Origin of the sequence: Mobiluncus curtisii ATCC 43063 (assembly GCF_000196535.1) — a bacterium.
Taxonomy (GTDB): Bacteria; Actinomycetota; Actinomycetes; order Actinomycetales; family Actinomycetaceae; genus Mobiluncus; species Mobiluncus curtisii.
This window is the reverse complement of the sequence record NC_014246.1, coordinates 322,398-344,888: the sequence shown is the minus strand read 5'-3', so window position 1 is coordinate 344,888 and position 22,491 is coordinate 322,398. Positions and strand designations below refer to the sequence as shown.

General features: G+C 54.2%; 18 protein-coding genes. 17 read left to right on the top strand and 1 reads right to left on the bottom strand.

Annotated features, from left to right (window positions below; all coding sequences use genetic code 11):
* Positions 1 to 33 precede the first annotated feature (33 nt).
* The 15 genes from tsaE to HMPREF0573_RS01325 all read left to right on the top strand — a co-directional run bounded on the left by tsaE (position 34) and on the right by HMPREF0573_RS01325 (position 16,657).
* Positions 34 to 645, top strand: a complete 612-nt coding sequence (tsaE, locus tag HMPREF0573_RS01395) for a tRNA (adenosine(37)-N6)-threonylcarbamoyltransferase complex ATPase subunit type 1 TsaE (RefSeq protein WP_004008290.1) — start codon at positions 34 to 36, stop codon at positions 643 to 645.
* A gap of 19 nt (positions 646 to 664) precedes the next feature.
* Positions 665 to 1,795: a hypothetical protein gene (locus HMPREF0573_RS01390; protein WP_013188701.1), complete on the top strand. Its 1,131-nt coding sequence runs from the start codon at positions 665 to 667 to the stop codon at positions 1,793 to 1,795.
* A gap of 10 nt (positions 1,796 to 1,805) precedes the next feature.
* Positions 1,806 to 2,531, top strand: a complete 726-nt coding sequence (tsaB, locus tag HMPREF0573_RS01385) for a tRNA (adenosine(37)-N6)-threonylcarbamoyltransferase complex dimerization subunit type 1 TsaB (protein ID WP_004008288.1) — start codon at positions 1,806 to 1,808, stop codon at positions 2,529 to 2,531.
* Between the two features lie 25 nt (positions 2,532 to 2,556).
* Positions 2,557 to 3,069 carry a GNAT family N-acetyltransferase gene (locus HMPREF0573_RS01380; RefSeq protein WP_013188700.1) on the top strand — a complete coding sequence of 171 codons (513 nt, stop codon included), beginning with the start codon at positions 2,557 to 2,559 and terminating at the stop codon, positions 3,067 to 3,069.
* Between the two features lie 188 nt (positions 3,070 to 3,257).
* Positions 3,258 to 4,040, top strand: coding sequence for a succinate dehydrogenase cytochrome b subunit (locus HMPREF0573_RS01375; protein ID WP_004008286.1), 783 nt, complete (start codon positions 3,258 to 3,260; stop codon positions 4,038 to 4,040).
* Between the two features lie 18 nt (positions 4,041 to 4,058).
* Entirely contained in the window at positions 4,059 to 6,032 is a 1,974-nt protein-coding gene (locus HMPREF0573_RS01370; RefSeq protein ID WP_004008285.1) for a fumarate reductase/succinate dehydrogenase flavoprotein subunit, read from the top strand.
* A complete protein-coding gene (locus tag HMPREF0573_RS01365) occupies positions 6,029 to 6,778 on the top strand; it encodes a succinate dehydrogenase/fumarate reductase iron-sulfur subunit (protein ID WP_004008284.1) in 750 nt (249 codons plus the stop codon). Before HMPREF0573_RS01370 ends, HMPREF0573_RS01365 begins: the two co-directional genes overlap by 4 nt.
* Before the next feature lie 370 nt (positions 6,779 to 7,148).
* The gene (locus HMPREF0573_RS01360; RefSeq protein ID WP_004008283.1) at positions 7,149 to 8,276 is read left to right on the top strand and encodes a serine/threonine protein kinase; all 1,128 of its coding nucleotides are present in this window, start codon (positions 7,149 to 7,151) and stop codon (positions 8,274 to 8,276) included.
* Positions 8,277 to 8,489: 213 nt separating this feature from the next.
* Positions 8,490 to 9,554 (top strand): DMT family transporter, encoded by a 1,065-nt coding sequence (locus HMPREF0573_RS01355; RefSeq protein ID WP_236589539.1) that lies wholly within the window; start codon positions 8,490 to 8,492, stop codon positions 9,552 to 9,554.
* 43 nt (positions 9,555 to 9,597) lie between these two features.
* Positions 9,598 to 10,911 carry an MFS transporter gene (locus HMPREF0573_RS01350; RefSeq protein ID WP_013188698.1) on the top strand — a complete coding sequence of 438 codons (1,314 nt, stop codon included), beginning with the start codon at positions 9,598 to 9,600 and terminating at the stop codon, positions 10,909 to 10,911.
* Positions 10,912 to 11,029: 118 nt separating this feature from the next.
* Positions 11,030 to 12,562, top strand: a complete 1,533-nt coding sequence (gene arc / locus HMPREF0573_RS01345) for a proteasome ATPase (protein WP_013188697.1) — start codon at positions 11,030 to 11,032, stop codon at positions 12,560 to 12,562.
* A 35-nt stretch (positions 12,563 to 12,597) separates the two neighbouring features.
* The gene (locus HMPREF0573_RS01340; protein WP_013188696.1) at positions 12,598 to 14,424 is read left to right on the top strand and encodes a proteasome accessory factor PafA2 family protein; all 1,827 of its coding nucleotides are present in this window, start codon (positions 12,598 to 12,600) and stop codon (positions 14,422 to 14,424) included.
* A 1-nt stretch (position 14,425) separates the two neighbouring features.
* Entirely contained in the window at positions 14,426 to 14,611 is a 186-nt protein-coding gene (locus tag HMPREF0573_RS01335) for a ubiquitin-like protein Pup (protein WP_004008278.1), read from the top strand.
* Entirely contained in the window at positions 14,608 to 15,966 is a 1,359-nt protein-coding gene (locus tag HMPREF0573_RS01330) for a proteasome accessory factor PafA2 family protein (protein ID WP_004008277.1), read from the top strand. The genes HMPREF0573_RS01335 and HMPREF0573_RS01330 overlap by 4 nt, the downstream gene beginning before the upstream one ends.
* Before the next feature lie 64 nt (positions 15,967 to 16,030).
* On the top strand, positions 16,031 to 16,657 hold the full coding sequence (locus HMPREF0573_RS01325; protein WP_004008276.1) for a TetR/AcrR family transcriptional regulator: 627 nt from the start codon (positions 16,031 to 16,033) through the stop codon (positions 16,655 to 16,657).
* On the opposite strand, the gene amrB is transcribed toward HMPREF0573_RS01325, so the two are convergent.
* A complete protein-coding gene (gene amrB / locus HMPREF0573_RS01320; RefSeq protein ID WP_013188694.1) occupies positions 16,624 to 18,090 on the bottom strand; it encodes an AmmeMemoRadiSam system protein B in 1,467 nt (488 codons plus the stop codon). The genes HMPREF0573_RS01325 and amrB overlap by 34 nt on opposite strands.
* Positions 18,091 to 18,312: 222 nt before the next feature.
* On the opposite strand from amrB, the gene HMPREF0573_RS01315 reads away from it, so the two are divergent.
* Both HMPREF0573_RS01315 and pgi read left to right on the top strand, forming a co-directional pair.
* The gene (locus HMPREF0573_RS01315) at positions 18,313 to 20,643 is read left to right on the top strand and encodes a 6-phosphofructokinase (RefSeq protein ID WP_013188693.1); all 2,331 of its coding nucleotides are present in this window, start codon (positions 18,313 to 18,315) and stop codon (positions 20,641 to 20,643) included.
* Positions 20,644 to 20,744: 101 nt separating this feature from the next.
* A complete protein-coding gene (gene pgi / locus HMPREF0573_RS01310) occupies positions 20,745 to 22,418 on the top strand; it encodes a glucose-6-phosphate isomerase (RefSeq protein ID WP_013188692.1) in 1,674 nt (557 codons plus the stop codon).
* Positions 22,419 to 22,491 lie beyond the last annotated feature (73 nt).

Here is a 22,491-nt window from a genome sequence, read left to right as displayed (position 1 = left end):
ACGCCGGGGCTGTTGAATTACTGAGGAGGAACGATGAGTCACGAGGGAAACCTGTTGCTGGAAGTCGAAACGAGGTCCGCAGCTGACACCCGTCTGTTGGGGCAAGCGCTGGCACCATTTCTGCAAGCTGGCGATTTGGTGATTCTGGAAGGGGATTTAGGAGCTGGAAAAACCACTTTGACCCAAGGTCTTGGTGTGGGATTGCAGGTCAACCAGCGGGTCACCTCCCCGACCTTCATCCTGGCTCGCAATCACACCAAGTCCCCCGACGCGCCGGGACCGAACTTGGTTCACGTGGATGCCTATCGTTTAGCCGGTAGCGACGATGTAGAAACTCTGGATTTGGAATCGGCACTTGAAACCGCGGTGGTGGTGGTGGAATGGGGGACCGGTAAGGTGGAGGACTTGAGTGCGCACACTCTGAAACTCTCCCTGAGCCGTCCTGAAACCGCCGAAGGTCCCATTACGGGAACCATCGTGGATTTGCCCGAAGATACGACTTGTCGAGTTGTTTTTCACGGTCTGGAGGGAACTTGGGACCTGTCAGGTTTGGTGCAAAAGTGGGAGGCTCTGCGGGCACAGGAAAACGCGAGTCTCGAACCAGGTGCGTCCGCTGAAGTTTGCCATGCTGAGGTGGAATCGTAAAAAGCCTGATAGGAATTCTATGCTAAGCGTTCTTCCGGTGCGTCGCGGGCATAAGTCCGTACTGGTCGGGATCATCGTGTTGCTGAGCGCGGTGGTGATGAGTTTTGCTGCGCCAGGTACCGGGCAGGCAGTAGCTGATACCGCGCCCAGGTTTTCGGTCGGTAGTGCAACTGTGAGGGCAACTCCGGACGGTGAGATTCTGGAGGGGCTGGCGTCGCGGGACTTCCGGAGCGACCTCCCTGATGATGTCCGGGTTTGGTTTAACAGCAAGGCCGCTACTCTAGGGCAATCCTTGCGGGGATACCTCCCGGATAACGCGAAAGTTTCTCCAGATGCTCAGATTGAAGTGGGAATTCCGACCCAAGTGGCGACCTGGTCTGCTCGATTGCTGCGGGGCACCTACAATTCGGAAAGCGCGGTAACCCCGATTGATATGTGGGTCGCCCCGGTGAGCATCGAGAACCGCGAACTTGGGGTGGTGGTCTATACGGAGGAAGAAAAAGACCTGTATCCCCTGCGGCTACCATCACGCGCTGACGCTTTGGCTCCCAAAACCACTGCCGGGGTTCCGGAACCGACATTGAGTTCACGTGAAAATAATCCGCAGGTTATGAGCGGGGTTGTTTTGGAACCAAAAAATTCTCATCTTCCTGTCCGGCTTGACGAGCCGGGTGCCAGCTATGCGCTGCCTGAGTTGGCGCATGAACTATTGACCACAGCGCCGGATGCTGCTCATCACAATCGTCCTGTGTATGACCCAATCATTCACGGTTGGTTCATGTTAGATGAGGAACGTTTGTTGCCGGTTTCTAACGCAGCGCGTGCCCGCGTGGTCGGTGCCGTGACTTTGGCGCAGGTCCAAGAAGCCGTGCAATCTTGGTGGGGGACTGTCAACCCCACTCCCACGCCAACAACGGAAGCCTTGCCGACCAGCAGTAATACTCTGGTGTGGGTGGTAGTCTTGGCGGTCGCCATTGTGGGTATCGCATTGTTGGTGGTGTGGTTGAGTTTTCGGTGGCAATCCCGCACCGAGGAATCGGCAGAGGTGCTCTCTCTGCCGGATCTGGAACTGATTTTGGTGCCGATGTCTCCACCTACTTCCGCCGTCCCGACTTTAGCTGTGAATGGTTCTGCGGGAGAAGCGCATTAGGATTGTCTCTGTGAGTTACCTGTTTATCGATACCTGTGCCGGGGCGGGGGTTGCCCTGGTGAATCCCGAAGACCCCAGCGAGACGCTGGTGAAAGTTAATCCTGATGGAAAAGCTCAGGTAGAAGCCCTTTCATCGCTGGTTGCTGACGTAGTCCAGGAGGGGGGCAGACCGGAAAAAATTGTGGTTTCGCGCGGACCTGCTCCGTTTACCGGGTTGCGGGTCGGTCTGGTTACAGCTCGTACCTTGGGCTTTGCTTGGGACGTCCCGGTCTTGGGGGTGGATGAGCTTTTGCTGCAGGCTCAGGCAGCCGCTGGCGTGCTGTCCGGCGCTGATTGCCCCTCTCGGGCACGGGGGGAGACTCCACGCTGGATAGTTTCCCTAATGGATGCCCGCCGACACGAAGTCTATGCTGGGCTGTTCAGACCGAATCCGGCGGGCGGACCGGTGTCGCAATGCGGGACCGACTGGGTTGGTTCGGCGGGACTTCTCAAGGATATTACCCAAGGGTGGGACCGCGACTTTACGGGGTTTGCTGACGGGAGAGTGTTCTTGGTCGGCAACGCTGCCACCCAAATCACGGGGCAGACCGTAGACGTAAGGTTTGCTGACCTGGCTCGAGCGGCAACCTCCCTTGTGAATGGGGCAGCAGGGGATACCGAAGCCCCACAGGAACTGGCTTTGCAGAGCACCGAGCCGCAGTACCTGCGCCGCCCGGACATTCAACAAAAGTCATAGCCGAAGCCAAAATCACTGGTGAGCCATGCTTCGTGACGGGGTAATTGCAGATGCAGTATGCCTGGAGGGAGCCGAACGGGAGTGCTTCGGGGCAGACGCCTGGGAACGGGAGGCGGTGGCGTCCCTGCTGGTGCATCCGGATGTCAGTGTTAGGTTGAGTTTTAGCGAGTCTGGGGATCTGGCAGCGTGGGCGGTGTGGGGTCTGGGAGAGATGAGCGTTCCGCTACGGGACCTCCCTCCCGCTGACCGCAATCAGGCGATTCCAACTGAAGCTCGTGGAGACAGATTGATACGAGTCTTATCATTGGCGACCCGCCCGAATTGGCAACGAAAAGGCTACGCTACGCAGCTGTTAACAGATGGTCTGCGCCGGGGGCGAGATTGGGGATACGTCGGAGCTGTGTTAGAGGTTCGATCTGGCAACAAGGCAGCTCAGAGTCTCTATATAAGTCAAGGATTCCAGGTGCGGGCACAGTTGCCGTTCTGGTTTCAAAACCCGGCAGAGAACGGTCTCATCATGGTGAAAATGTTTTTCTAAACTCAAATGTTTCGAAAAAATTTTATCCCCGTTGCTTACGTGCTGACATGCGCAACTGGATAAATAGGGACTTTCGACCTGAGCATACAGGTAAATTTGCAGTTCAAGACCATTTTAAGGGTTGTAAAACGAAACTTTTGACCTGATTCAGCCAAGCCGCCCTCAGAAAATCTTATAGGCTCGACATCGTGGCCAATACAACATTAACTACAGATAACAAAGCAATCAAGACCACCGTTATCATCAAACAAGCCATGGCGATTACTGGCGCGTTTTTTGTGGGGTTCGTGATTTTGCATGCCTACGGGAATCTCAAAGTGTTCTTCGGGGCGACCGTGTATAACGATTATGCGCTGCATTTGCGCACATTTCTCATGCCCATACTGCCCTATGAAGGGTTGCTGTGGATTCTCCGGGGCTTGCTGGTAGTTTGCGCCCTGGTGCACGTTATTTCCGCTATTGTCCTGTGGCGTCGCGCCAGACTCGCGCGCGGTTCTCGCTACATGGTTAAAAAGTCGTTGGCGACTGCTTACGCGGGACGCACCGTCAGATGGGGTGGCATCATCCTGTTGCTGTTCTTAATTTTTCACTTGGCGCACTTCACCATGAAGTTTGCCAAGGTTGGCGACGCGGCAGCCTACGCATCGCACCAGGTATTCCTGGATCCGATGGGAAATGTCGTTGATGCTGCCGGACCGGGGATTATCTCCGTGATGGAAGGTAATCCCTACGCCATGATGTACACAACCTTCTCGAATTGGTGGATGGTGTTGGTTTACGCCATCGCGATAGGCGCGCTGTGCTTGCACATCGCTCACGGCGTTTGGTCCGCGTTGCAATCTATGGGCTGGTTGCGTCGCAACACCCAGTACACGGTTCAGATTATTTCAGGCTTGATTGGTCTGCTGGTGTTCGCAATGTTCCTGGCTCCGCCGGTGGCTATTCTCGCCGGAATGCCGATGCTGGCGTGAGGAAGGTAAGGAAAGACAATGACTGAACTGATTGACGGTTACTACACCGAAGGCGATAAAATCGCCGATACTCGGGCACCGATGGACGTTCCTATCTCCGAGCGCTGGTCCACCCGCAAGTTCCGTGGCGGTCTGGTGAACCCCACAAACCGGCGTAAGCTGCACATTATTGTGGTCGGTACTGGTCTGGCAGGCGGCGCCGCAGCTGCTTCCTTGGGTGAACTTGGCTACCACGTGGACGCATTTTTCTATCAAGACTCGGCGCGACGGGCTCACTCGATTGCCGCTCAGGGCGGTATCAACGCTGCTAAGGGCTATCGCAACGACAACGACTCGGTCTTTCGACTGTTCTATGACACGGTAAAGGGCGGTGACTATCGTAGCCGGGAAAATAACGTTTACCGTTTGGCGGAAGTCTCTGCCGACATCATTGACCAATGTGTTGCTCAGGGTGTGCCTTTCGCTCGCGAATACGGCGGCTTGCTTGACAACCGTTCTTTCGGTGGCGTGCAGGTCGCGCGGACGTTCTATGCGCGTGGTCAGACCGGTCAGCAGCTGCTGATTGGCGCCTACCAGGCATTGAGCCGCCAGGTTAAAGCCGGCACGGTCATCGCGCATGAACGTCACGAAATGATGGACCTCATCATCAAGGACGGTAAAGCCCGCGGCATCGTGACCCGTGACATGACCAACGGACAGGTCGAGACGTGGATTGCTGACGCGGTGGTGCTGGCCAGCGGCGGCTATGGCAACGTGTTCTTCCTGTCTACCAACGCGATGGGTTGCAACGTTTCTGCCGCGTGGATGGCATATAAACATGGCGCTTACATGGCAAACCCGTGTTACACCCAAATCCACCCGACTTGCATCCCACAGCATGGCAACTTCCAGTCCAAGCTGACGCTGATGAGTGAGTCGCTGCGTAACGACGGACGTATCTGGGTGCCAAAGAAAGCGGAGGATTGTTCCAAGGATCCTCGTGAAATCCCCGAGGAAGATCGTGACTACTACCTGGAACGTATCTACCCCTCCTTTGGAAACCTGGTGCCTCGCGACATTGCGTCTCGGCAAGCCAAAAACATGTGTGATGAAGGTCGTGGTGTCGGACCCAAGATTAACGGGGTGGCTCGCGGTGTCTATTTGGACTTCAGCGAGGCCATCGAGCGCATGGGGCGGGATAAGGTTTCGGAAAAGTACGGCAACCTTTTCGACATGTACCAGCGTATTACCGGAGACAATCCTTACGAAGTACCGATGCGTATCTACCCCGCAGTGCACTACACGATGGGTGGCTTGTGGGTCGATTACGACCTGATGAGCAACATCGAAGGTCTGTACGTGGCAGGGGAAGCGAACTTCTCGGATCACGGCGCGAACCGTTTGGGCGCCTCTGCTTTGATGCAAGGTTTGTCTGACGGTTACTTCGTGTTGCCGGCGACGATTTCGGACTACCTGTCTCACGGCGCGATGCCGAAGTTGAACCAGGATGACCCGGTCGTTCAGGAAGCTCGGGAGCGTGTCACCAGCAAGGTGGAACGGTTGATGTCCATTCAAGGCACCCAGTCGGTTGATTCTTTCCATAAGCGTTTGGGTCAAATTATGTGGGAAAAGTGTGGCATGGAACGTACCGATGCGGGCTTGCGTGAAGCTATTACCGAGATTCGCGAGCTGCGCGAGGAGTTCTGGAAGGACCTGCGCATCCCTGGACGTGCCGACGAGCTAAACCAATCCTTAGAAAAGGCCTGCCGCCTGGCAGACTTCCTGGAACTCGGTGAGCTCATGTGTATTGATGCCCTGCACCGCAAGGAATCCTGTGGTGGTCACTTCCGTGCTGAATCTCAAACGGAGGAAGGCGAAGCGCTGCGTCACGATGACGAGTTCCTTTATGTGGCGGCTTGGGAATACGGCGGGTCTGATGAGGCTGCGCCTATCCTGCACAAAGAGGACCTCATTTACAAAGATATTCAGCTGAAGCAACGGAGTTACAAGTGAACATTACATTACGAGTTTGGCGTCAAAAGGGTCCGTCCGACAAGGGCGCGCTCCATGAGTATCATCTCACTGACATATCCGAGGATGCTTCCTTCTTGGAAATGCTGGATATTCTCAACGAGCAGCTGTTCGCTCAAGGTGAGGAACCGGTGGCTTTCGATTCGGACTGCCGCGAAGGCATCTGCGGGATGTGCGGTATTGTCATCAACGGCGTGCCTCACGGTCCGCACAAGAACCGCACCACAACTTGCCAGCTGCACATGCGTACCTTTAAGGATGGCGACACGATTACGGTAGAGCCTTACCGTTCGCGGGCTTTCCCGATTCTGCGCGACTTGGTGGTGAGCCGTGCCGCGCTGGATCGCATCATCCAAGCCGGCGGTTATATCTCGGTCAATACGGGTTCTGCCCCTGAAGCTCACTCGGTGCCGGTGCCGAAGCCCGATGCGGATCGAGCATTTGAAGCTGCGGTCTGTATCGGCTGTGGCTCGTGTGTGGCGGCTTGCCCGAATGGCTCGGCTATGCTGTTCACTTCTGCCAAGGTCACTCATCTGGGGTTGCTCCCGCAAGGCAAGGTGGAGAACTACGAGCGTGTGGTGGCGATGTTGAACCAGCACGATGCAGAAGGCTTCGGCGCTTGCCAGAATATCGGCGAGTGTGCGGCGGCGTGTCCGAAGCAGATTCCCATGGATTGCATTAGTTTCTTGAACCGTCAGCTGGGCAAGGCCTTCTTAAAAGGCAGATAAAACCAGCGCGGTGAAGTAATCGAGAAATGTGGCGCCCCGGATTCTGGGGCGCCACATTTGGCTTAGAATCGCGTTTTCACGGGCAAATTAAGCAATTAGGATTTTTTTAAAAATATCTCTGTACATTCTGAGTGAAAGACTGTACACTTGTACCATCAGGTGATGGAGAGATGCCTTGGCACCGCTACAGAGCCCCTCATTGGGTTCCAATGGGGATAAATACCAAAGTTGGCAATCCAACTTTGCATTTCGTGAATTTTGCACGGAATGAACGCCGGGAGCAAGCCGAAGATGGTCAACTTCCAGCGAAATATTGAACAACAACAAAGCAGATGCGCGAGGCAGCGCATCGTAGCAAAAGGAGACAGATATGGCGAAAATCGTTAGTTCTTGGAACGATTTTGATCCTTTGAAGCGCGTGATTGTCGGTCGTGCCGACAACTCCATGATTCCCCCGGAGGAACCGGCGACCTCCGAGAAGGTTCCTGTCGATTCCGAGATGCGCGGTATGTGGGGTATGCGCCCGCTCGAGACCGTGGAAAAGGCTAATGCTCAGCTCGACAACTTGGCAAAGATTCTGGAAGATCACGGCGTTATCGTTGACCGTCCCACCCCGTTGCAGTGGAACCAGGCCATCGGCACTCCGGATTTCCGCAACGACTCCATGATGACCTGCATGCCTCCTCGCGACATCTTGCTCACCATTGGTAACGAAATCATGTCGGCTGCGAACTCCTTCCGTTGCCGTTACTTCGAGTACTTGGCATACTGGCCCTTGATGAACCAGTACTTCGAGGAAGATCCTGAGTTCAAGTGGACCCAGGCTCCTCGTCCTCGTTTGACCGACAAGTCCTACAAGCACAACTACTATGATGAGAGGATTTCTCTGGAGGAGCGCTTGGAGCGCACCGCCGCTAAAGACTTCGTGACCACCGAAGTTGAGCCCTTGTGGGATGCTGCTGATGTGATGCGTCTGGGCAAGGACCTGTTCATTCAGCATGGTTTGACCACCAACCGCAAGGCTATGGAATGGTTCAAGCGCTACTACCCCGAATTGCGCGTTCACGCCGTGAACTTCCCCGGCGACCCCTACCCGATTCACATCGACGCGACCTTCGTGCCGCTGCGTCCGGGTCTCATCATCAACAACCCGCACCGTCGCCTGCCCGAAGAACAGCGCAAGATCTTCGAAGCGAACGATTGGCAGATTGTGGATGCGGCTCAGCCGTCTCACACCACCCCGCCGCCTCTGTGCTACTCCTCCGTGTGGTTGTCCATGAACTGCTTGGTTCTGGATCACAAGACGGTTATCGTCGAGGCTTCCGAGACCAACCAGCTCGAGCAGATGGACAAGCTGGGCATGAACGTGATTCCGGTTGCGTTCCGCGACGCTTACCCGTTCGGCGGCGGTCTGCACTGCTCCACCGCGGACGTTTACCGCGAGGGCACCTGCGAGGATTACTTCCCGAACCAGGTTGCTGATCCGACTCTCGTCTAACTCGAGTTAGATTCAATCTAGAATTAACACGATGACAGTTCATGTTGGGGCTGCGGAAAGATTTTTCGCAGCCCCAATGTGATATAAGCGTGAAGTAGCGCTGATTATTCTTTTCTACTAAATACACATATTGTGAGCTCCTCAAAGAAGAGGAGGACGAGTTGATAATTCGCAAAGGTCGTGATGACAATGAGCACTGAAAATAACTATGTAATGAACACAAAATTGGGTGTCATTACCATGCTGATTTCCGCAACAGGCATGGGGTTGGTACCACTGTTTAGCCGGTGGGCTACGCGTACAGATATGTTTGACGGAACTAAAGGCTTAAACGCCGGGAACAGTGTCGGTGCCCTCATGGCAGCCGGCCGTATGACTATGGGCATTATCTTTTTCGTGTGCATAGTCCTGTTAACAAAAAAGGTTCAAGTCTGGAAAGAACTAAAAGTTTCCCCTGCCATCATCATGGGTGGCGTGATGATTGGTCTGTCCTTGGGCTGCTATGTAACCTCGACTTTGCTGACCACTGTGGCTAACGCCGTGCTGCTCATCTATATCGGACCGGTCGTCTGTATTGTGTTGGCTCGGATATTCCGTAAAGAGCCCATGGGCGCGGTTCAATACATTTGTCTGGTGGCGGTGTTCACCGGTATGTTGTTCGGTAACCAGCTGATTGGCTTTGGTGACAAAGGATTCTTCGTCGATTTCAACTTGGCAGCCTCCACTCCTGAATTTCCTCTTGCCGGTTTGGGTAACATTTTTGGTTTCTTGTCTGGTATTTTCTATGGCGCATCGATGTTCTTTAATGGCTACCGCAAAGATGCAGACACAGCAGCCCGCGGTGTGTGGAACTTCATTGCTGCCACAGTAGCGTCTGGTAGCTTGGCGCTGATACTGCACCTAGTCGGCACTATCGGTCACGTTCCCGGTTGGGCGCTAGACCTCCATTTGACCCCCTTTAACTGGGTGGGCACGGTTCTGCTGTGGATTATTTGTGGACCTATCGCATTAGGGTTCCTTTTGGTTGCGGGTCGTAACTTGCCGGCTGCAGATTACGGCATTATTGCCTACTGGGAAGTACCCGTTGCTTTGTTCATTGGTTTGCTGATATTTGGCGAAGCTCTGACCATTAACACGGTTCTAGGCTTTATACTGGTAGTAGGAGGAGGAATGTACCCGAGCATCAGTATGCTGCGCCAGAGCCGAAAGAACCGCAAGCAGAGTCGTTTATCGGGCGCGGATCAACCAACAGAGGTTGTGGACGCGACCGTATCCTGACCTTGGGATTCGGATTTAATCCAATAACCAGTTCGGGATTGATATGTCAGATAATAACCAAACCGAAAAAATGGAAACAGACGATACGATAGTACGTCGAGTACTATCGTCATCGTTCCTGGGAAACTTTGCGGAATGGATGGATTACGGTTCCTATTCGTATCTTGCTACTGTAATCGCTGTAGTATTCTTTCCAGATGGGGATGCTAGCGTCAAACTCCTAGCGACTTACGCTGTTTTTGCGCTCTCCTTCTTGGCACGCCCCATAGGGGCATTCTTCTGGGGTTACATGGGTGATAAGAAGGGGCGCAAGTGGTCCCTGACGGCTTCAATCTTGGTGATGACGGGTTCTACCAGTCTCATTGGTTTGATTCCAAGCTACGCAACCATTGGGATAGCCGCTCCACTGCTGCTGCTGTTGTTGCGGCTTACCCAAGGGTTCTCCGCATCTGGTGAGTACGCCGGAGCGGCCATCTTTATCGCAGAATATGCACCGGTTAATCGTCGAGGCTTCTATTGTTCCATGGTTCCGGCATCTACTGCTGTCGGACTCATGTGCGGTTCATTCCTGGCAACGATTCTCACGTTGACCATGTCGGACTCGATGATGCAGTCAATAGGGTGGCGAATACCGTTCTTGCTGGCTTTCCCACTCGGGGTAGTGGTACTGACTCTCCGGCTCCGCCTGGAGGACTCCGAGGTGTATTTGCGGATGCTTGATAATCTCAAGGAATCCGGCAAAAAGATGTCTTCACCGCTGCGGCTGCTGTTCACTAAGCACCTGAAGGAAACTCTGATTTGTTTCGGGGTTTCCTCCCTCAATGCCATCGGCTTCTACATGGTGTTCACGTACCTGCCGGTCTACATTGAAACTGAAGTGAAGCTCGGCACAGTTGAAAGTAATATCATCACCAACATCACGTTGATTGCCTACGTGTTGATGATATTTTCATCAGGAAAGCTATCGGACAAATTTGGACGAAAGAAACTGATGATTGCGGCATCGGTATCTTTCATACTGCTTACCGTGCCGGCTTTCCATATTCTCAATACAGGTCAAGCTGTTGTTATTCTGATTATTGAGCTGATTTTGGCATATTGCCTCACGCTTAATGACGGAACTCTCTCATCCTTCCTTTCGGAGACTCTCCCTACGGAAGTGAGATACAGCGGTTTTGCCATTTCGTTCAACCTGGCTAACACGATTTTCGGCGGCACGGTTGGTTTCATCTCCACCCTGCTGATAAAAACCACCGGAAATTCTATCTCGCCAGCATACTATATGTGTGTTATCGCAATCTTCGCTCTCATCTGTATGATTTTCGCCAAGGAATACAAGGATAAAGAGCTGAAGTGACGCGTAACATTATTTCGGCTTTGTCCCATCATCAACTCGATGATGGGACAAAGCCGAAATTTTTTTGGGACACAGCGGATGTCTCGCCATTGCTCTCTGATTCAGCTAGGAGGTAATCATGTCGAGTAGCCATGCTTCGAGCAACCCTGGCGGTCAGACCAGTGAGCCACAGCGCTTGGAAAACCAGAACACCTTGCTGGCTTCTGCACTGACGCAGGCTCAAAGTGAGTTGAAGAACCTGCGGAAAGAGATTCAGCGGTTACAAGAACCGCCTCTCACTCACGGAACTGTCGTTAAACTCGTCGATTCTGCCCAGCGACTCGTGGATGTTTCTGTCATGGGACGGCGGTTTCGTGTCACTCTGGGCAACACGATTACTTGGGGGAGACTCCAACTCGGAGACACCATTTTGTTGAACGACAAAATGGTCGGCATCGGAAGAGAAACTGCTGCCGATACCGGAGTGAGCGCGGTCATCCTCGAACACGTGGACGAAGACCGCATCCTGGTTACGGTCAATAACGATAGTGTTCGTTTGCTGCGACTGAGCGACCAGCTCCGTGGCACGAGGATTCGTCCCGGCGACACTCTGCTGGTGGACCTCCAATCGGGATTCGCTCAGGAATATCTGGCACGCCCCGAGATTGAGGGACTGGAGCTTGATGACGATCCAGGTGTGAACTGGAATCAAATTGGCGGATTGGAATCCGTCTTGACGCTCATTCGGGAGACCATCGAACTGCCGATGACCCACCCCGAGCTTTACGAAAGCTATCAGCTGCGTCCGCCTAAGGGCATTTTGCTTTACGGTCCACCGGGCGTCGGGAAAACCATGATTGCTAAAGCAATCGCCACCTCTCTGAGCGAGATGCTTGGCAAAAAAGCCCACTTCCTCAACATTAAGGGTCCGGAGCTGCTTGATAAATACGTGGGGGAAACCGAGCGCCGAGTCCGTGCCGTGTTTTCCCGGGCTCGGGACAAATCCGCAAACGGGGTTCCGGTTATCGTGTTCTTCGATGAGATGGAGGCTCTGTTCCGGACCCGCGGTACGGGCGTCTCAAGTGACGTCGAGACGACCGTCGTTCCGCAACTTCTCGCCGAGATTGACGGGGTGGAAGAGCTGCGCAATGTGGTGATAATTGGCGCTTCTAACCGTGAAGACCTCATTGATCCGGCAATTGTTCGTCCTGGTCGGCTGGACATGCATATTCGCATCCCGCGCCCCAATAAAGAAGCTTGCGCCGAAATTCTCGGAAAATATCTACGTGAGAATCTGCCCTATGCATCCGGAGCTCAGCCTGCTGCCTTGCGGGATGAGGTCATCGACAGAGTCTTTACTCGCGACGACACCACTGCCATCCTGCGAGTGACACGCAGATCTGGTAAGGAAGAGACCTGGTATCTCTCTGATTTAGTCTCCGGGGCAATGTTGGCTTCGATAGTTGAAAAAGCTAAGGCACGGGCGGTTCAACAAGCACTCCGGGGCGAGCCGGGGATTCGTCTCGAACACCTGGTGGCGGCAATACGGGATGAAACTGCAGCTCACCAAGACCTGCCGGGAGTTTCAGACCCCGAAGAATGGGCCCGGATTGTGGGGCGTTCGAAACGGTTAGACCCCATTGTAGACATCACCCCGATTCAACAGGACTAAAATCACCGCGGGAGACCGCACAAAGGAGGAGACACATGCTGAGTGTAAAACGCATCATGTCGATAGAAACTGAATATGCCTTGAGCGATTTTCCCGGCAGTGAAGCGCCGGCAGCTGCTGAGACCCAAGCGGCAGAGCAAGCCGAAGTTTTGGCACAACGTTTGTTGCGTTCTTGGGCACTGGAAGAAGCGAAAACACCGGGAGTGCCGGTGACTAATCACGTACCCGACCCGGCAGGTGCAGCTGTCTCATGGCGGATGCTCCCCGGAGCCGGTACCCGTTTCGACTATTCAGGAGAACATCCGGAACTCGATGCCGAAGGCAAAGAACACCGGAACTTACCTCCTGAAGCAAGGACGAACGAGGAACTCGGTGCCGTCCTGACCGGCGTGAAAACGCGCTGGATTACGAAAGTCGATGCGTTTGGTCAACACTACTACCGCGGCAATTCCACTATTGCACCCAACGGAGCGAGACTTTACGTCGACCACGGTCACCCCGAGTATTCTGCCCCGGAATGTCTCGGACCTCTCCAAACCGCGCTTTACGACCGCGCTGGAGATGAGATTATGGTTCGTGCCGCTCAGGCTCTGCGTGACAATACTTCCCCTGACGAGGCTGGGGCGAGGGCTTTAATCTTAAAAAACAACGCCGATGCGCACGGTTCGGCTTGGGGGGCACACGAAAATTACCTGGTAGAACGCAGCGTGGAGTGGCAACTGCTGGTCGACCTCTTCATGCCGTTCTTGGTGTCTCGCCCGATTTTTTGCGGCACGGGACGTCTCGGGCTGGGGCAAAACAGCGAAACCGCGGGATTCCAAATCTTTCAACGTGCGGATTTCATCGAAACCGAAGTTTCCCTCATGACGACACGGGAACGTCCTATCGTCAATACCCGTGATGAACCCCACGCGACTCGCCGCTATCGGAGGTTCCACGTCATCACCGCGGATTCCTCGATGTTCCCCTATTCCACGGCGTTACGCACCGGGACTGCCGCGCTGCTGTTGAGCCTGGCAGAAAACTTCCCCGAACAGGCTCGTGAACTCGCTGACAGATGGGCGCTAGCGGATTCAGTGGCGGCAATCAAGGCTTTTTCACGCGATGTTACGTTGCAACAAACCTGTCCTCTGAAGGCGGGGGGAGCTGCCACCGCGTTAGAAATTCAGCAAGGGTATCTGGAGTTCATTCGTGAAGTTGGGTTCGAGGCGGGCTCGGGAGGATACCAGCAGGCAGACAGCGAAACCAAGTGGGTTATCGAGAACTGGGAACGGGTCTTGAAATCCCTCAAGACAGGCTGGCATGAAGCCACTGCCCTCGTGGAGTGGTGTGCGAAACTCGCTCTCTTGGACCGTAAGCGGAATCAACTCGATTGCGGCTGGGATGACCCCAGATTAGCCTTGTTGAATCTGAGATTTTCTATGGTCGATGAGGGCATGTCTCTGGCTCGTGCTCTGGAAAAAGGCGGCTTCGAGTCTCTGTTTGCCCTTGATGAGATTCAGCAGGCATCTCGGGAAGCCCCGGCAGAAACCCGTGCTGGAGGTCGCGCTGAGCTGCTCCGGCGGTTCCCTGACCAGCTCTGGGCGGCTTCTTGGATGGCGATTTTGGTTGACATCGGGAAACCACAGTTGGTGCGGGTGCAATTCCCCGATCCGCACCATCCCACCCGCCATGAAGTCCAGAAAGCCGTGGAAATGTGCGAAGCCAAGCTGGGCTCCGAAAGCGAGAATCGGGAGAAACTCGTTACGGAAGTCCTGCAGGCCCTGGGGGTAGAATTGCCCGCGGATTTGAAATATTACTCTTGGGACGAGGGCTACTACGCCAGCGAAAGTTTTAAAGAACAATTTGAGAAAGGGAAATGAGATGGCGAAACAGATTCAAGAGAGCCACTCCACCAGCGAGAACGAATCGGTCGAAGAAGTCGAACTGGCTCCTCAGAATAAAATCTCAGAAGACAAACTAGACGCGTTAATCGAAGACATCGAAGATGTCTTAAACGTCAACGCCTTGAGCTTTGTCCAAAACTTCAAACAGCAGGGCGGACAATGACACGTCTCGGAAGGGTCTGTGGACTCGAAACTGAATATGGCGTTACCAGCGTCTATGTTTCTGATGACTCCAACACAGAGGAATCGCCCCTCGGTGTAGAAGAAGCAGTGAGAGAGATTTTTGCCAGTACGGAACGATCTGTGCGGGTTCCTCACGGGTTTCTCTCCAACGGGGCGAGGCTCTATGTCGATATTGGAGAGCACCCCGAATATGCCGGTCCCGAATGCCTTGATCTCGAAGACGTCGTGGCTCAAGACCTGGCGGGTGACGCGATTATCCAAGATTTAGTCGATATTGCCAATAATAATTTGCGGAATCGCGGTATCCGGATTCACGTCTTAAAAACGAATGCCGACTCTTGGGGAAACAGCTTTGGCTGCCACGAAAACTATCAATATGGGGCGCACACCCCGATTTCTCTGCCGGCTTTCGTGTCATTCCTGGCGGCTCGACAGATTCTGTGCGGAAGTGGCTGCATAGACGAGGAAGGGAAATACTGCTTTAGCGCGCGAGCGCAATACATTACCGAGGCGACTTCGGCTGACCCTACGCATCACAAGGCTTTCATCAACACGAAAGAGGAACCGCACGCGGATGCTTCCCACTGGCGTCGTTTGCATGTGACCTGCGTGGATTCAGCCATGCTGCCGGTGACGGTTGCCCTGCGAGCTTTTTTGGCGGATCGATTTTTGAGCCTTTTGGAGAGCGGAAAAGAGGAGGAATTTATCGTCCTCGACGATCCCGTGACAGCGGTGAAAACCTGGAATTACGACCCAAATGTGCGGATGTCGGCACACCGTGGGGACAGCGCAGTCGAGGTGAGCTGCCCAGACCTTTTGCGAGAAAGCATAGAGTTATTACCGGAGGAAGACGACGAATTCGGTTTGCGGGATGTGGCTACCCGTGGCTTAGCAGCCCTGAGTGAAGGCGATTTCGCGGCTCTGAGCAGTGAGCTTGATTGGTCACTGAAATATCAGTTACTTTCCCACGTGTCCGCTGGCGAGACGAATTTTGGTGGGGTCAGAGCCCGGCGCGCCGATTTAGTATTCCACGATTTATCGAGGCAATACGGGCTGCGTGAGAAACTCTTGAAATCGGGAAATGTGAAGTTACTGGTAAATGAGAGTAGCATTAACCGCGCTAAGACAATTCCTCCTGCCAATACGCGCGCATTTTTGCGTGGAAAGGTGGTAGAAGCTTGTGACCTAGCTGGTAGGACAGCGTCGATTGGATGGTCTCACGTCCGGTTGGACGACCCGCCCAGCCCGCAGATTGACCTGCTGAATCCGCTGGAGACTGAATCTGCGGAGGTCTCGCAATTGCTTGAAAGAATTGAAAAATTGGGACGAAAATAGACCGACCTGACTAAACGACCGGAAAATTTATTTCACTAGCAGACTAGGGGAGGACATCGCGCGCTTGAGTACTGTCAACGATTCTAAAAAACCAGATACCAGGACCAGAATCTTGAAAGCAGCTTCGCAGATGCTGCGCCAGTCCTCTCCTAGCGCACTGACCTATCGCGCTCTGGGGAAACAAGCCGGATTGCCCCATTCCACGATTGAATACCATTTCCCCACGCGCGATGACTTGTTGATGGAAGCAGCGAGCCTGAACGTGGAGGTCTGGGTGGGACGGGCTCGTAAAATCCGTGACGACGCGGTGCAGCTCTCCTCAGCAGAATTGCGTGACAAGTTGCCTGAGGTTTTAGTAGCCGCGGTACTTCCGCAGACTACTGACACTCAGTACATCCGTACCTACTTTCTGCACGCACTAGTTTTGGCTGAGCATCAGGTAATTGTGGAAAAGAATCGCGAGGGACGTGCTCGGTTTGATGAATATGTCGCGGATATTTTAAAAGCCGCTGACTGTTCATGTTCGCCTAGTGTCGTAATCTCTACTATCGACGGTTTGGCTGTTGAAGTGGTCTCCGAGGGGGGCGTGTTTCCGAAAGATGTGGTGGAAAAGCTCCGCTGTTTCTTGTGTTCCTGTCCCGCGCTGTCCGCGTGTCTTCAAGCCTTGGCTTCACCCCAGGCTTGCACCTGATAAGTCTCGAGCTTGATTTCCGGTCCGAATTTAGCCCCGCCCAGCCCGGCTTTATACATTAGCTGCGAGATAAAGTCATGCACATCGGGCAGCTCGCTCCAGACCTGGGGTAGGAAAGTCGCCCGGTGAAAATCACGACGCAAAATGACCCCGTCTATACCGGGACGCAGCCGGGACAGGTAGGATTCATTGCTTTCCCCTTCGAAACGTTCGAGCGGCTTGGGCTCGGTGAGGACAGAAACCTCAATCTGAATCTGGTCGAGTTCTGAGGCCTGCAAAGGCGGAAAACGTGGGTCTTCAAAAGCGGCAGCCAAAGTATTTGCGGCGATGTCCTCGCCGAGCATTCGGTGCGGGGCAAGTGAACCTATGCATCCGCGCAGTTGCCCGTGATTCGTCAGGGTTACGAAGGAAGCGCCGATGGAGCGCAACAGCAGTTGCAACGCGCGATCTGACGCGCTAACTTTACTGATGGCGTTGATTGAACCAATCTGATTATCGTCCTGGAAAGCGTCGGTCAAAATCTCACGGGCTATCTGGGGCAGCAAAGCTCCGTAACGATCCGGAATTCCGGATTCGTCCTCAGGTGAGTTGTATTTCCAAAAAGCCACGGAGGAATAACCAACGACTCGTGATTTATCCCCGGCGGTGTCTCCGGAACTGGCATTCATCAACAGTTGAGGATGCCACTGCACCCGACGTGCCAAACGAATCAGCCCGGACCAGGCATAAGCTCCGCAGGCTTGGCGCGGGTCGAGGGGGTACTCCAACGACATGACTTGAGACAAAGTCGCGGTGTCGAGTTTGCGTGCCTCATCGTAGCCCAGGTAGTGGGACAAATCCGAGGATACGATAATCAAAGTATCGTCAGGATTTTCCCCCGGAATCGAAAGTAGTGTTTGTAAACTGTCACAAACATCTTCGGGGGTGCAATCTCCAACTGCCATGGGGACGATGGCAAAATCTACGTCTCGGAAAACGGTCTGCAGGAAAGGCAACTGAACTTCCAAGGCATGTTCATCCACATGGGAGGGCTCGAAAAACTTCGCGACGGAACTATGCTCCACCAGGTATTGCTGGGCGACTTGATCCACCGGAACTTCCCCCAAGGGGGTGACAAAAGCAGTAGCTTCGCTCAGCGCGATACCGTGACATCCAACACGGTGAGTGGGACCGGCGATGATGACGCGTCGGGGACGTAAAGTTGAGACGAGCTGGAACCCGACCGCGGCGATGAGACCGGAATAGATGTATCCGGCATGAGGAACCTGTACCCCCATTAGCTGACGGAGAGGTCTGCCTTGTGAGTTTCGCGAAACATCGTTGGTGATGAGGGCAGTGGCTTTTTTCAGCAGTTCGTCTACCGTTCTTTGCAGCTCACCAGGATCCTGGGGGTAAAAAGATCCTGCTACTGCCGGCTTACGTACGAAACTCATGATTCCATTATTCCCAAAAATAGCAGGCGAGGGGGCAAAACTCGCCCCTTTTTATCGGTCGAGTAAAAACGGGGGCTCCAACCCCAGGCAGGGGCTAATTATTGTAGGTTGTTTTTTAGCTTAAGGGCGGGAAAGTTCACGTTTAACACCCAAAAGGGTGAATAATTCGAGAGAATAAAACCGGGTCGGGCTACCGGCACAGAACCGAGGGGAGAAATACAGATGGGCGGGTCCGCAAAGACGGCAAAAACTGGAAAATCTAGCGCGAAACCGAAATCGACGCAGTCGGGTCAGGAAAAACGCATCGGCATTCTCACTTCGGGAGGGGACGCACAGGGCATGAACGCAGCGGTACGTTCCGCGGTGCGTTCCGCCATAGTTTTGGGAGCCAAGCCGTTCGCGATACGCGAAGGCTGGATGGGTGCAGTCCAGGGTGGCTCCTGCATTCACGAACTGAGTTGGGGGGATGTCTCCAATACGATTTCCAAGGGCGGTACCATCATCGGTACAGCTCGTTGCCCGGAGTTCCGGGACTGGGAAGGGCGGCTGAAAGCCTGCGAAAACCTGGTTAAAAACGGCATTGACCGGCTCGTTTCTATCGGCGGTGACGGGTCGTTGCGGGGGACGGAGGAACTGCGCCAAGACTGGCCCAAGCTCTTGGCACAGCTGGTAGAGGAAAAACGTCTCAGCCCTGAGGAAGCCAAAGCTCACTCGTCCTTGCGAATTGTCGGCTTAGTCGGGTCTATTGACAATGACATGGCGGGCACAGATATGACTATCGGCACTGATTCTGCCTTGAACCGAATCTTGGCAGCGCTGGATCAACTCTCGTCCACTGCCGCTTCGCATCAACGCACCTTCGTGGTGGAAGTCATGGGACGAAACTGCGGTTATTTAGCTTTGATGAGCGCTGTAGCGGGTGGTTCTGACTATGTCTTGTTTCCCGAAAATCCTCCGGCTCCCGGCTGGGAGGAAGACATGTGTACGGTACTCAGCGAAGGTCGCAAGCACGGGCGGCGCGACTCCATCGTGGTCGTGGCGGAAGGGGCAAAAGACCGGGATGGTCAGCCCATCACTGCGCACTATGTTGCTGAGGCCATAGAGCAGCGCACTGGAGAGTCCGCGCGAGTTACCATTTTGGGACACATTCAGCGGGGCGGGACGCCCTCGGTTTACGACCGGTGGATGCCCACCCTGCTGGGGTACGCTGCGGTACAGGACGTCATCGAGGCACAACCGGGAGATCCTGCCAAAGTCATGGGGGTGCGTTACAACCGAATTGCCCGACTCGACCTGACTCAGACCGTGGCGGCGACCTCAAATGTTCACGAACTGATTAAGTCCGGAGAATACGACCAAGCTATCGCCTCACGGGGGACTTCCTTTACCGATATGGTAGAGATTTTCCGGGTTCTGTCCACCCCGCCCTCACTGCTGAAACCTCTGCTTCGCAAGGCGAAAAAAGTTGCGGTGATGCACGTTGGTGGCTTGGCTCCGGGGATGAACATGGCGGCTCGAGCCGCAGTTCGATTCGGACTGCAGCGCGGCTTGGAAGTCTTAGGGATAGAGGGTTCCTGGCAGGGACTCATCGACGGCAAAGTCCACAAACTGCGGTGGAAAGATGTAGAGGGCTGGGACTTCCGAGGCGGAGCCGAGCTGGGAACCAAACGGGAAGTGCCCACGGTAGAACAGTTCTATGCTATCGGTCGCTCGATTGAAAACCACCATATTGATGCGCTGGTGCTGATCGGGGGATATAACGCGTACCTGTCTGCCCAAGCCATCAGCGAGGAACTGAAACATTATCCAGCTCTACAAATACCTATGGTCATCGTCCCGGCCTCCATTGATAACAACCTTCCGGGAGCCGAAATTTCTATCGGGACTGACACCGCGCTAAACAACGCAGTATGGTCCATGGATTTGATGAAAGAATCAGCAGCCGCTTCAAAGCGTTGTTTCATCACTGAAACTATGGGTCGCCACTGTGGCTATCTGGCCCTGATGAGTGGCATTGCTGCCGGGGCAGAGCGGGTTTACCTGGAAGAAGAAAACATCAGCCTAGAGACGCTGGGCAAACACGCCACTGAAATGCGTGAAGCTTTTGCAAAAGGTCGTCGCCTCGCCCTGGTGGTTCGCAACGAACTGGCTGGGGGACATTATGACCTGAAGTTTATGGCCAACGTGTTCAAGCAGGAATCCCTGGGACACTTCGACGTTCGTATAGATTCGGTGGGGTATCTGCAGCAAGGCGGGGCGCCCTCGCCTTTTGACCGGCTTCTCGCGGTACGTCTGATGTGGGAGACTATGCGTCACATTGATGTTGCCCTAGATTCTGGACAGTGCGCCATTGAATATATCGGCGAAGAAAATGGTCAGATGTCATACCACGACATTTCTCAAATGGAGAAACAAGTCAATCCAGAGAAACGTCGCCCTATCAATCAATGGTGGATGGGGTTGCGACCGCTGATTGAAGTGATGGCCAGTTCGAATCCGCCAATCAAAGACTTCCCCCTGCCGGTCATCGACATGAGCGGACCGAGGTCGTAACTTTAGTGTTTTGCACAGAATCGCAACACAAACCGTAAAAACAGGAACATAACCCCCGGGGAACAACCCCAGGCAGACTATTGAACAGAAGGGAAACCTTAATGGAAACGAAAGATCCGACCACTCTGGCAGCATGGAAAGACCTCACCACGATGGCTGCGGGATTCCACCTGGATTTGCGGAAAGCCTTTGCCGCAGACCCCGCCAGGGCAGAGAACCTGTCTTTTGCGGCGGCAGATTTGCACGTGGACTTGTCAAAGAACCTGATTACCGGGGCAGTTTTTGAAAAGCTTTTAGAGCTTTCTGCCCAAGCCGGGGTGCGTGACTTGAGCGAAGCCATGTTTAATGGTGAACACATCAATAACACGGAAAACCGGGCTGTGCTGCACACCGCGTTGCGGGCTCCCGCGGGGACTCAGTTGATGGTAGACGGCAAGGATGTCATCGCTGAAGTACACGAGGTCTTGAGACGGATTTATGATTTTGCTGACTCGGTGCGTGACGGGTCTTGGGTCGGGGTTAGCTCCAAACGCATCCAGACCGTAGTTAATATTGGTATCGGCGGGTCTGATTTGGGTCCGTACATGGCTTATGAGGCGTTGCGACCTTTTGTGAAGCCCGGTCTGGAATGCCGTTTTGTGTCCAACATTGACCCCACCGATATTTCGGAAAAAACCCGCGACTTGGACCCGGAAACGACCCTGTTCATCATCGCTTCCAAGACCTTTACCACCTTGGAAACCATCACTAACGCAAAAGCCGCCCGCGCCTGGCTGCTGCGTGGTCTGCAGGAACGCGGTGTTATTGATGAAACTGATGCCGCCGCAAAAGACGCCATCTCCAAGCATTTCGTGGCGGTGTCCACCGCTCTGGAAAAGGTCGCAGCCTTTGGTATTGACCCTCGCAATGCTTTTGGTTTTTGGAACTGGGTGGGGGGACGTTATTCCGTGGATTCCGCGGTGGGAACGTCGCTTGCGGTAGCTATCGGTCGGGAAGGATTCGAAGAATTTTTGGCTGGTTTCCGTGCTATCGATGAGCATTTCCGCAACACCCCGCCAGCGTCGAACGTGCCGTTGCTGATGGGCTTGCTTAACGTGTGGTACTCCAACTTCCTGCATGCCCAAACTCATGCGGTGTTGCCGTATTCCCAATATCTGCACCGTTTCCCCGCCTATCTGCAGCAGCTCACGATGGAATCCAACGGGAAACGGGTGCGTCGAGATGGTACGCTGGTCAGCTACGATACCGGTGAAGTGTTCTGGGGAGAACCCGGCACGAACGGTCAGCACGCCTTTTATCAGCTGATCCACCAGGGAACTCGGCTGATTCCGGTGGACTTTATTGCGTTTGCCCGTCCGACTTGGGATCTCACTGACAGCGAGACGGGGAAACGTCAGCACGAGCTGTTCTTGGGTAATTTCTTTGCCCAGAGTGCGGCGTTGGCTTTTGGGAAGACTCCCGACGAGGTGCGGGCGGAAGGTACACCGGAAGAATTGGTAGCGCACCGAACTTTCCCCGGAGACCGTCCGTCTACTTCCATCATGGCACCTGCCCTCACTCCAAAAGTGCTGGGGGAGCTTATCGCTCTGTACGAGATGATTACGCTGGTTCAAGGCGCAGTCTGGGGTATTGACTCTTTCGACCAGTGGGGCGTGGAACTGGGCAAAGCGATGGCGATTAATCTGGGACCAGCCATTAGCGGGGATGCCGAGGCGTTGGCACAGGCGGATGCGTCGACCCGAGAGCTGCTGGAATACTATTTCGCACACAAGTAAGCCGGTGAAATTCTGCGTTTTTTCAAGGGCTTTGGTTTACCCTCAGCGTGGCTTTTTGCGCTAAAGTAATGAA

Bases quoted from the DNA above. Each gene is read 5' to 3' on its own strand.
- arc (WP_013188697.1), top strand. From the start codon at position 11,030: ATGTCGAGTAGCCATGCTTCGAGCAACCCTGGCGGTCAGACCAGTGAG.
- HMPREF0573_RS01370 (WP_004008285.1), top strand. From the start codon at position 4,059: ATGACTGAACTGATTGACGGTTACTACACCGAAGGCGATAAAATCGCC.
- HMPREF0573_RS01380 (WP_013188700.1), top strand. From the start codon at position 2,557: ATGCTTCGTGACGGGGTAATTGCAGATGCAGTATGCCTGGAGGGAGCC.
- HMPREF0573_RS01360 (WP_004008283.1), top strand. From the start codon at position 7,149: ATGGCGAAAATCGTTAGTTCTTGGAACGATTTTGATCCTTTGAAGCGC.
- HMPREF0573_RS01390 (WP_013188701.1), top strand. From the start codon at position 665: ATGCTAAGCGTTCTTCCGGTGCGTCGCGGGCATAAGTCCGTACTGGTC.
- pgi (WP_013188692.1), top strand. From the start codon at position 20,745: ATGGAAACGAAAGATCCGACCACTCTGGCAGCATGGAAAGACCTCACC.
- HMPREF0573_RS01355 (WP_236589539.1), top strand. From the start codon at position 8,490: ATGAACACAAAATTGGGTGTCATTACCATGCTGATTTCCGCAACAGGC.
- tsaE (WP_004008290.1), top strand. From the start codon at position 34: ATGAGTCACGAGGGAAACCTGTTGCTGGAAGTCGAAACGAGGTCCGCA.
- amrB (WP_013188694.1), bottom strand. From the start codon at position 18,090: ATGAGTTTCGTACGTAAGCCGGCAGTAGCAGGATCTTTTTACCCCCAG.
- HMPREF0573_RS01315 (WP_013188693.1), top strand. From the start codon at position 18,313: ATGGGCGGGTCCGCAAAGACGGCAAAAACTGGAAAATCTAGCGCGAAA.
- HMPREF0573_RS01350 (WP_013188698.1), top strand. From the start codon at position 9,598: ATGTCAGATAATAACCAAACCGAAAAAATGGAAACAGACGATACGATA.
- HMPREF0573_RS01340 (WP_013188696.1), top strand. From the start codon at position 12,598: ATGCTGAGTGTAAAACGCATCATGTCGATAGAAACTGAATATGCCTTG.
- HMPREF0573_RS01335 (WP_004008278.1), top strand. From the start codon at position 14,426: ATGGCGAAACAGATTCAAGAGAGCCACTCCACCAGCGAGAACGAATCG.
- HMPREF0573_RS01330 (WP_004008277.1), top strand. From the start codon at position 14,608: ATGACACGTCTCGGAAGGGTCTGTGGACTCGAAACTGAATATGGCGTT.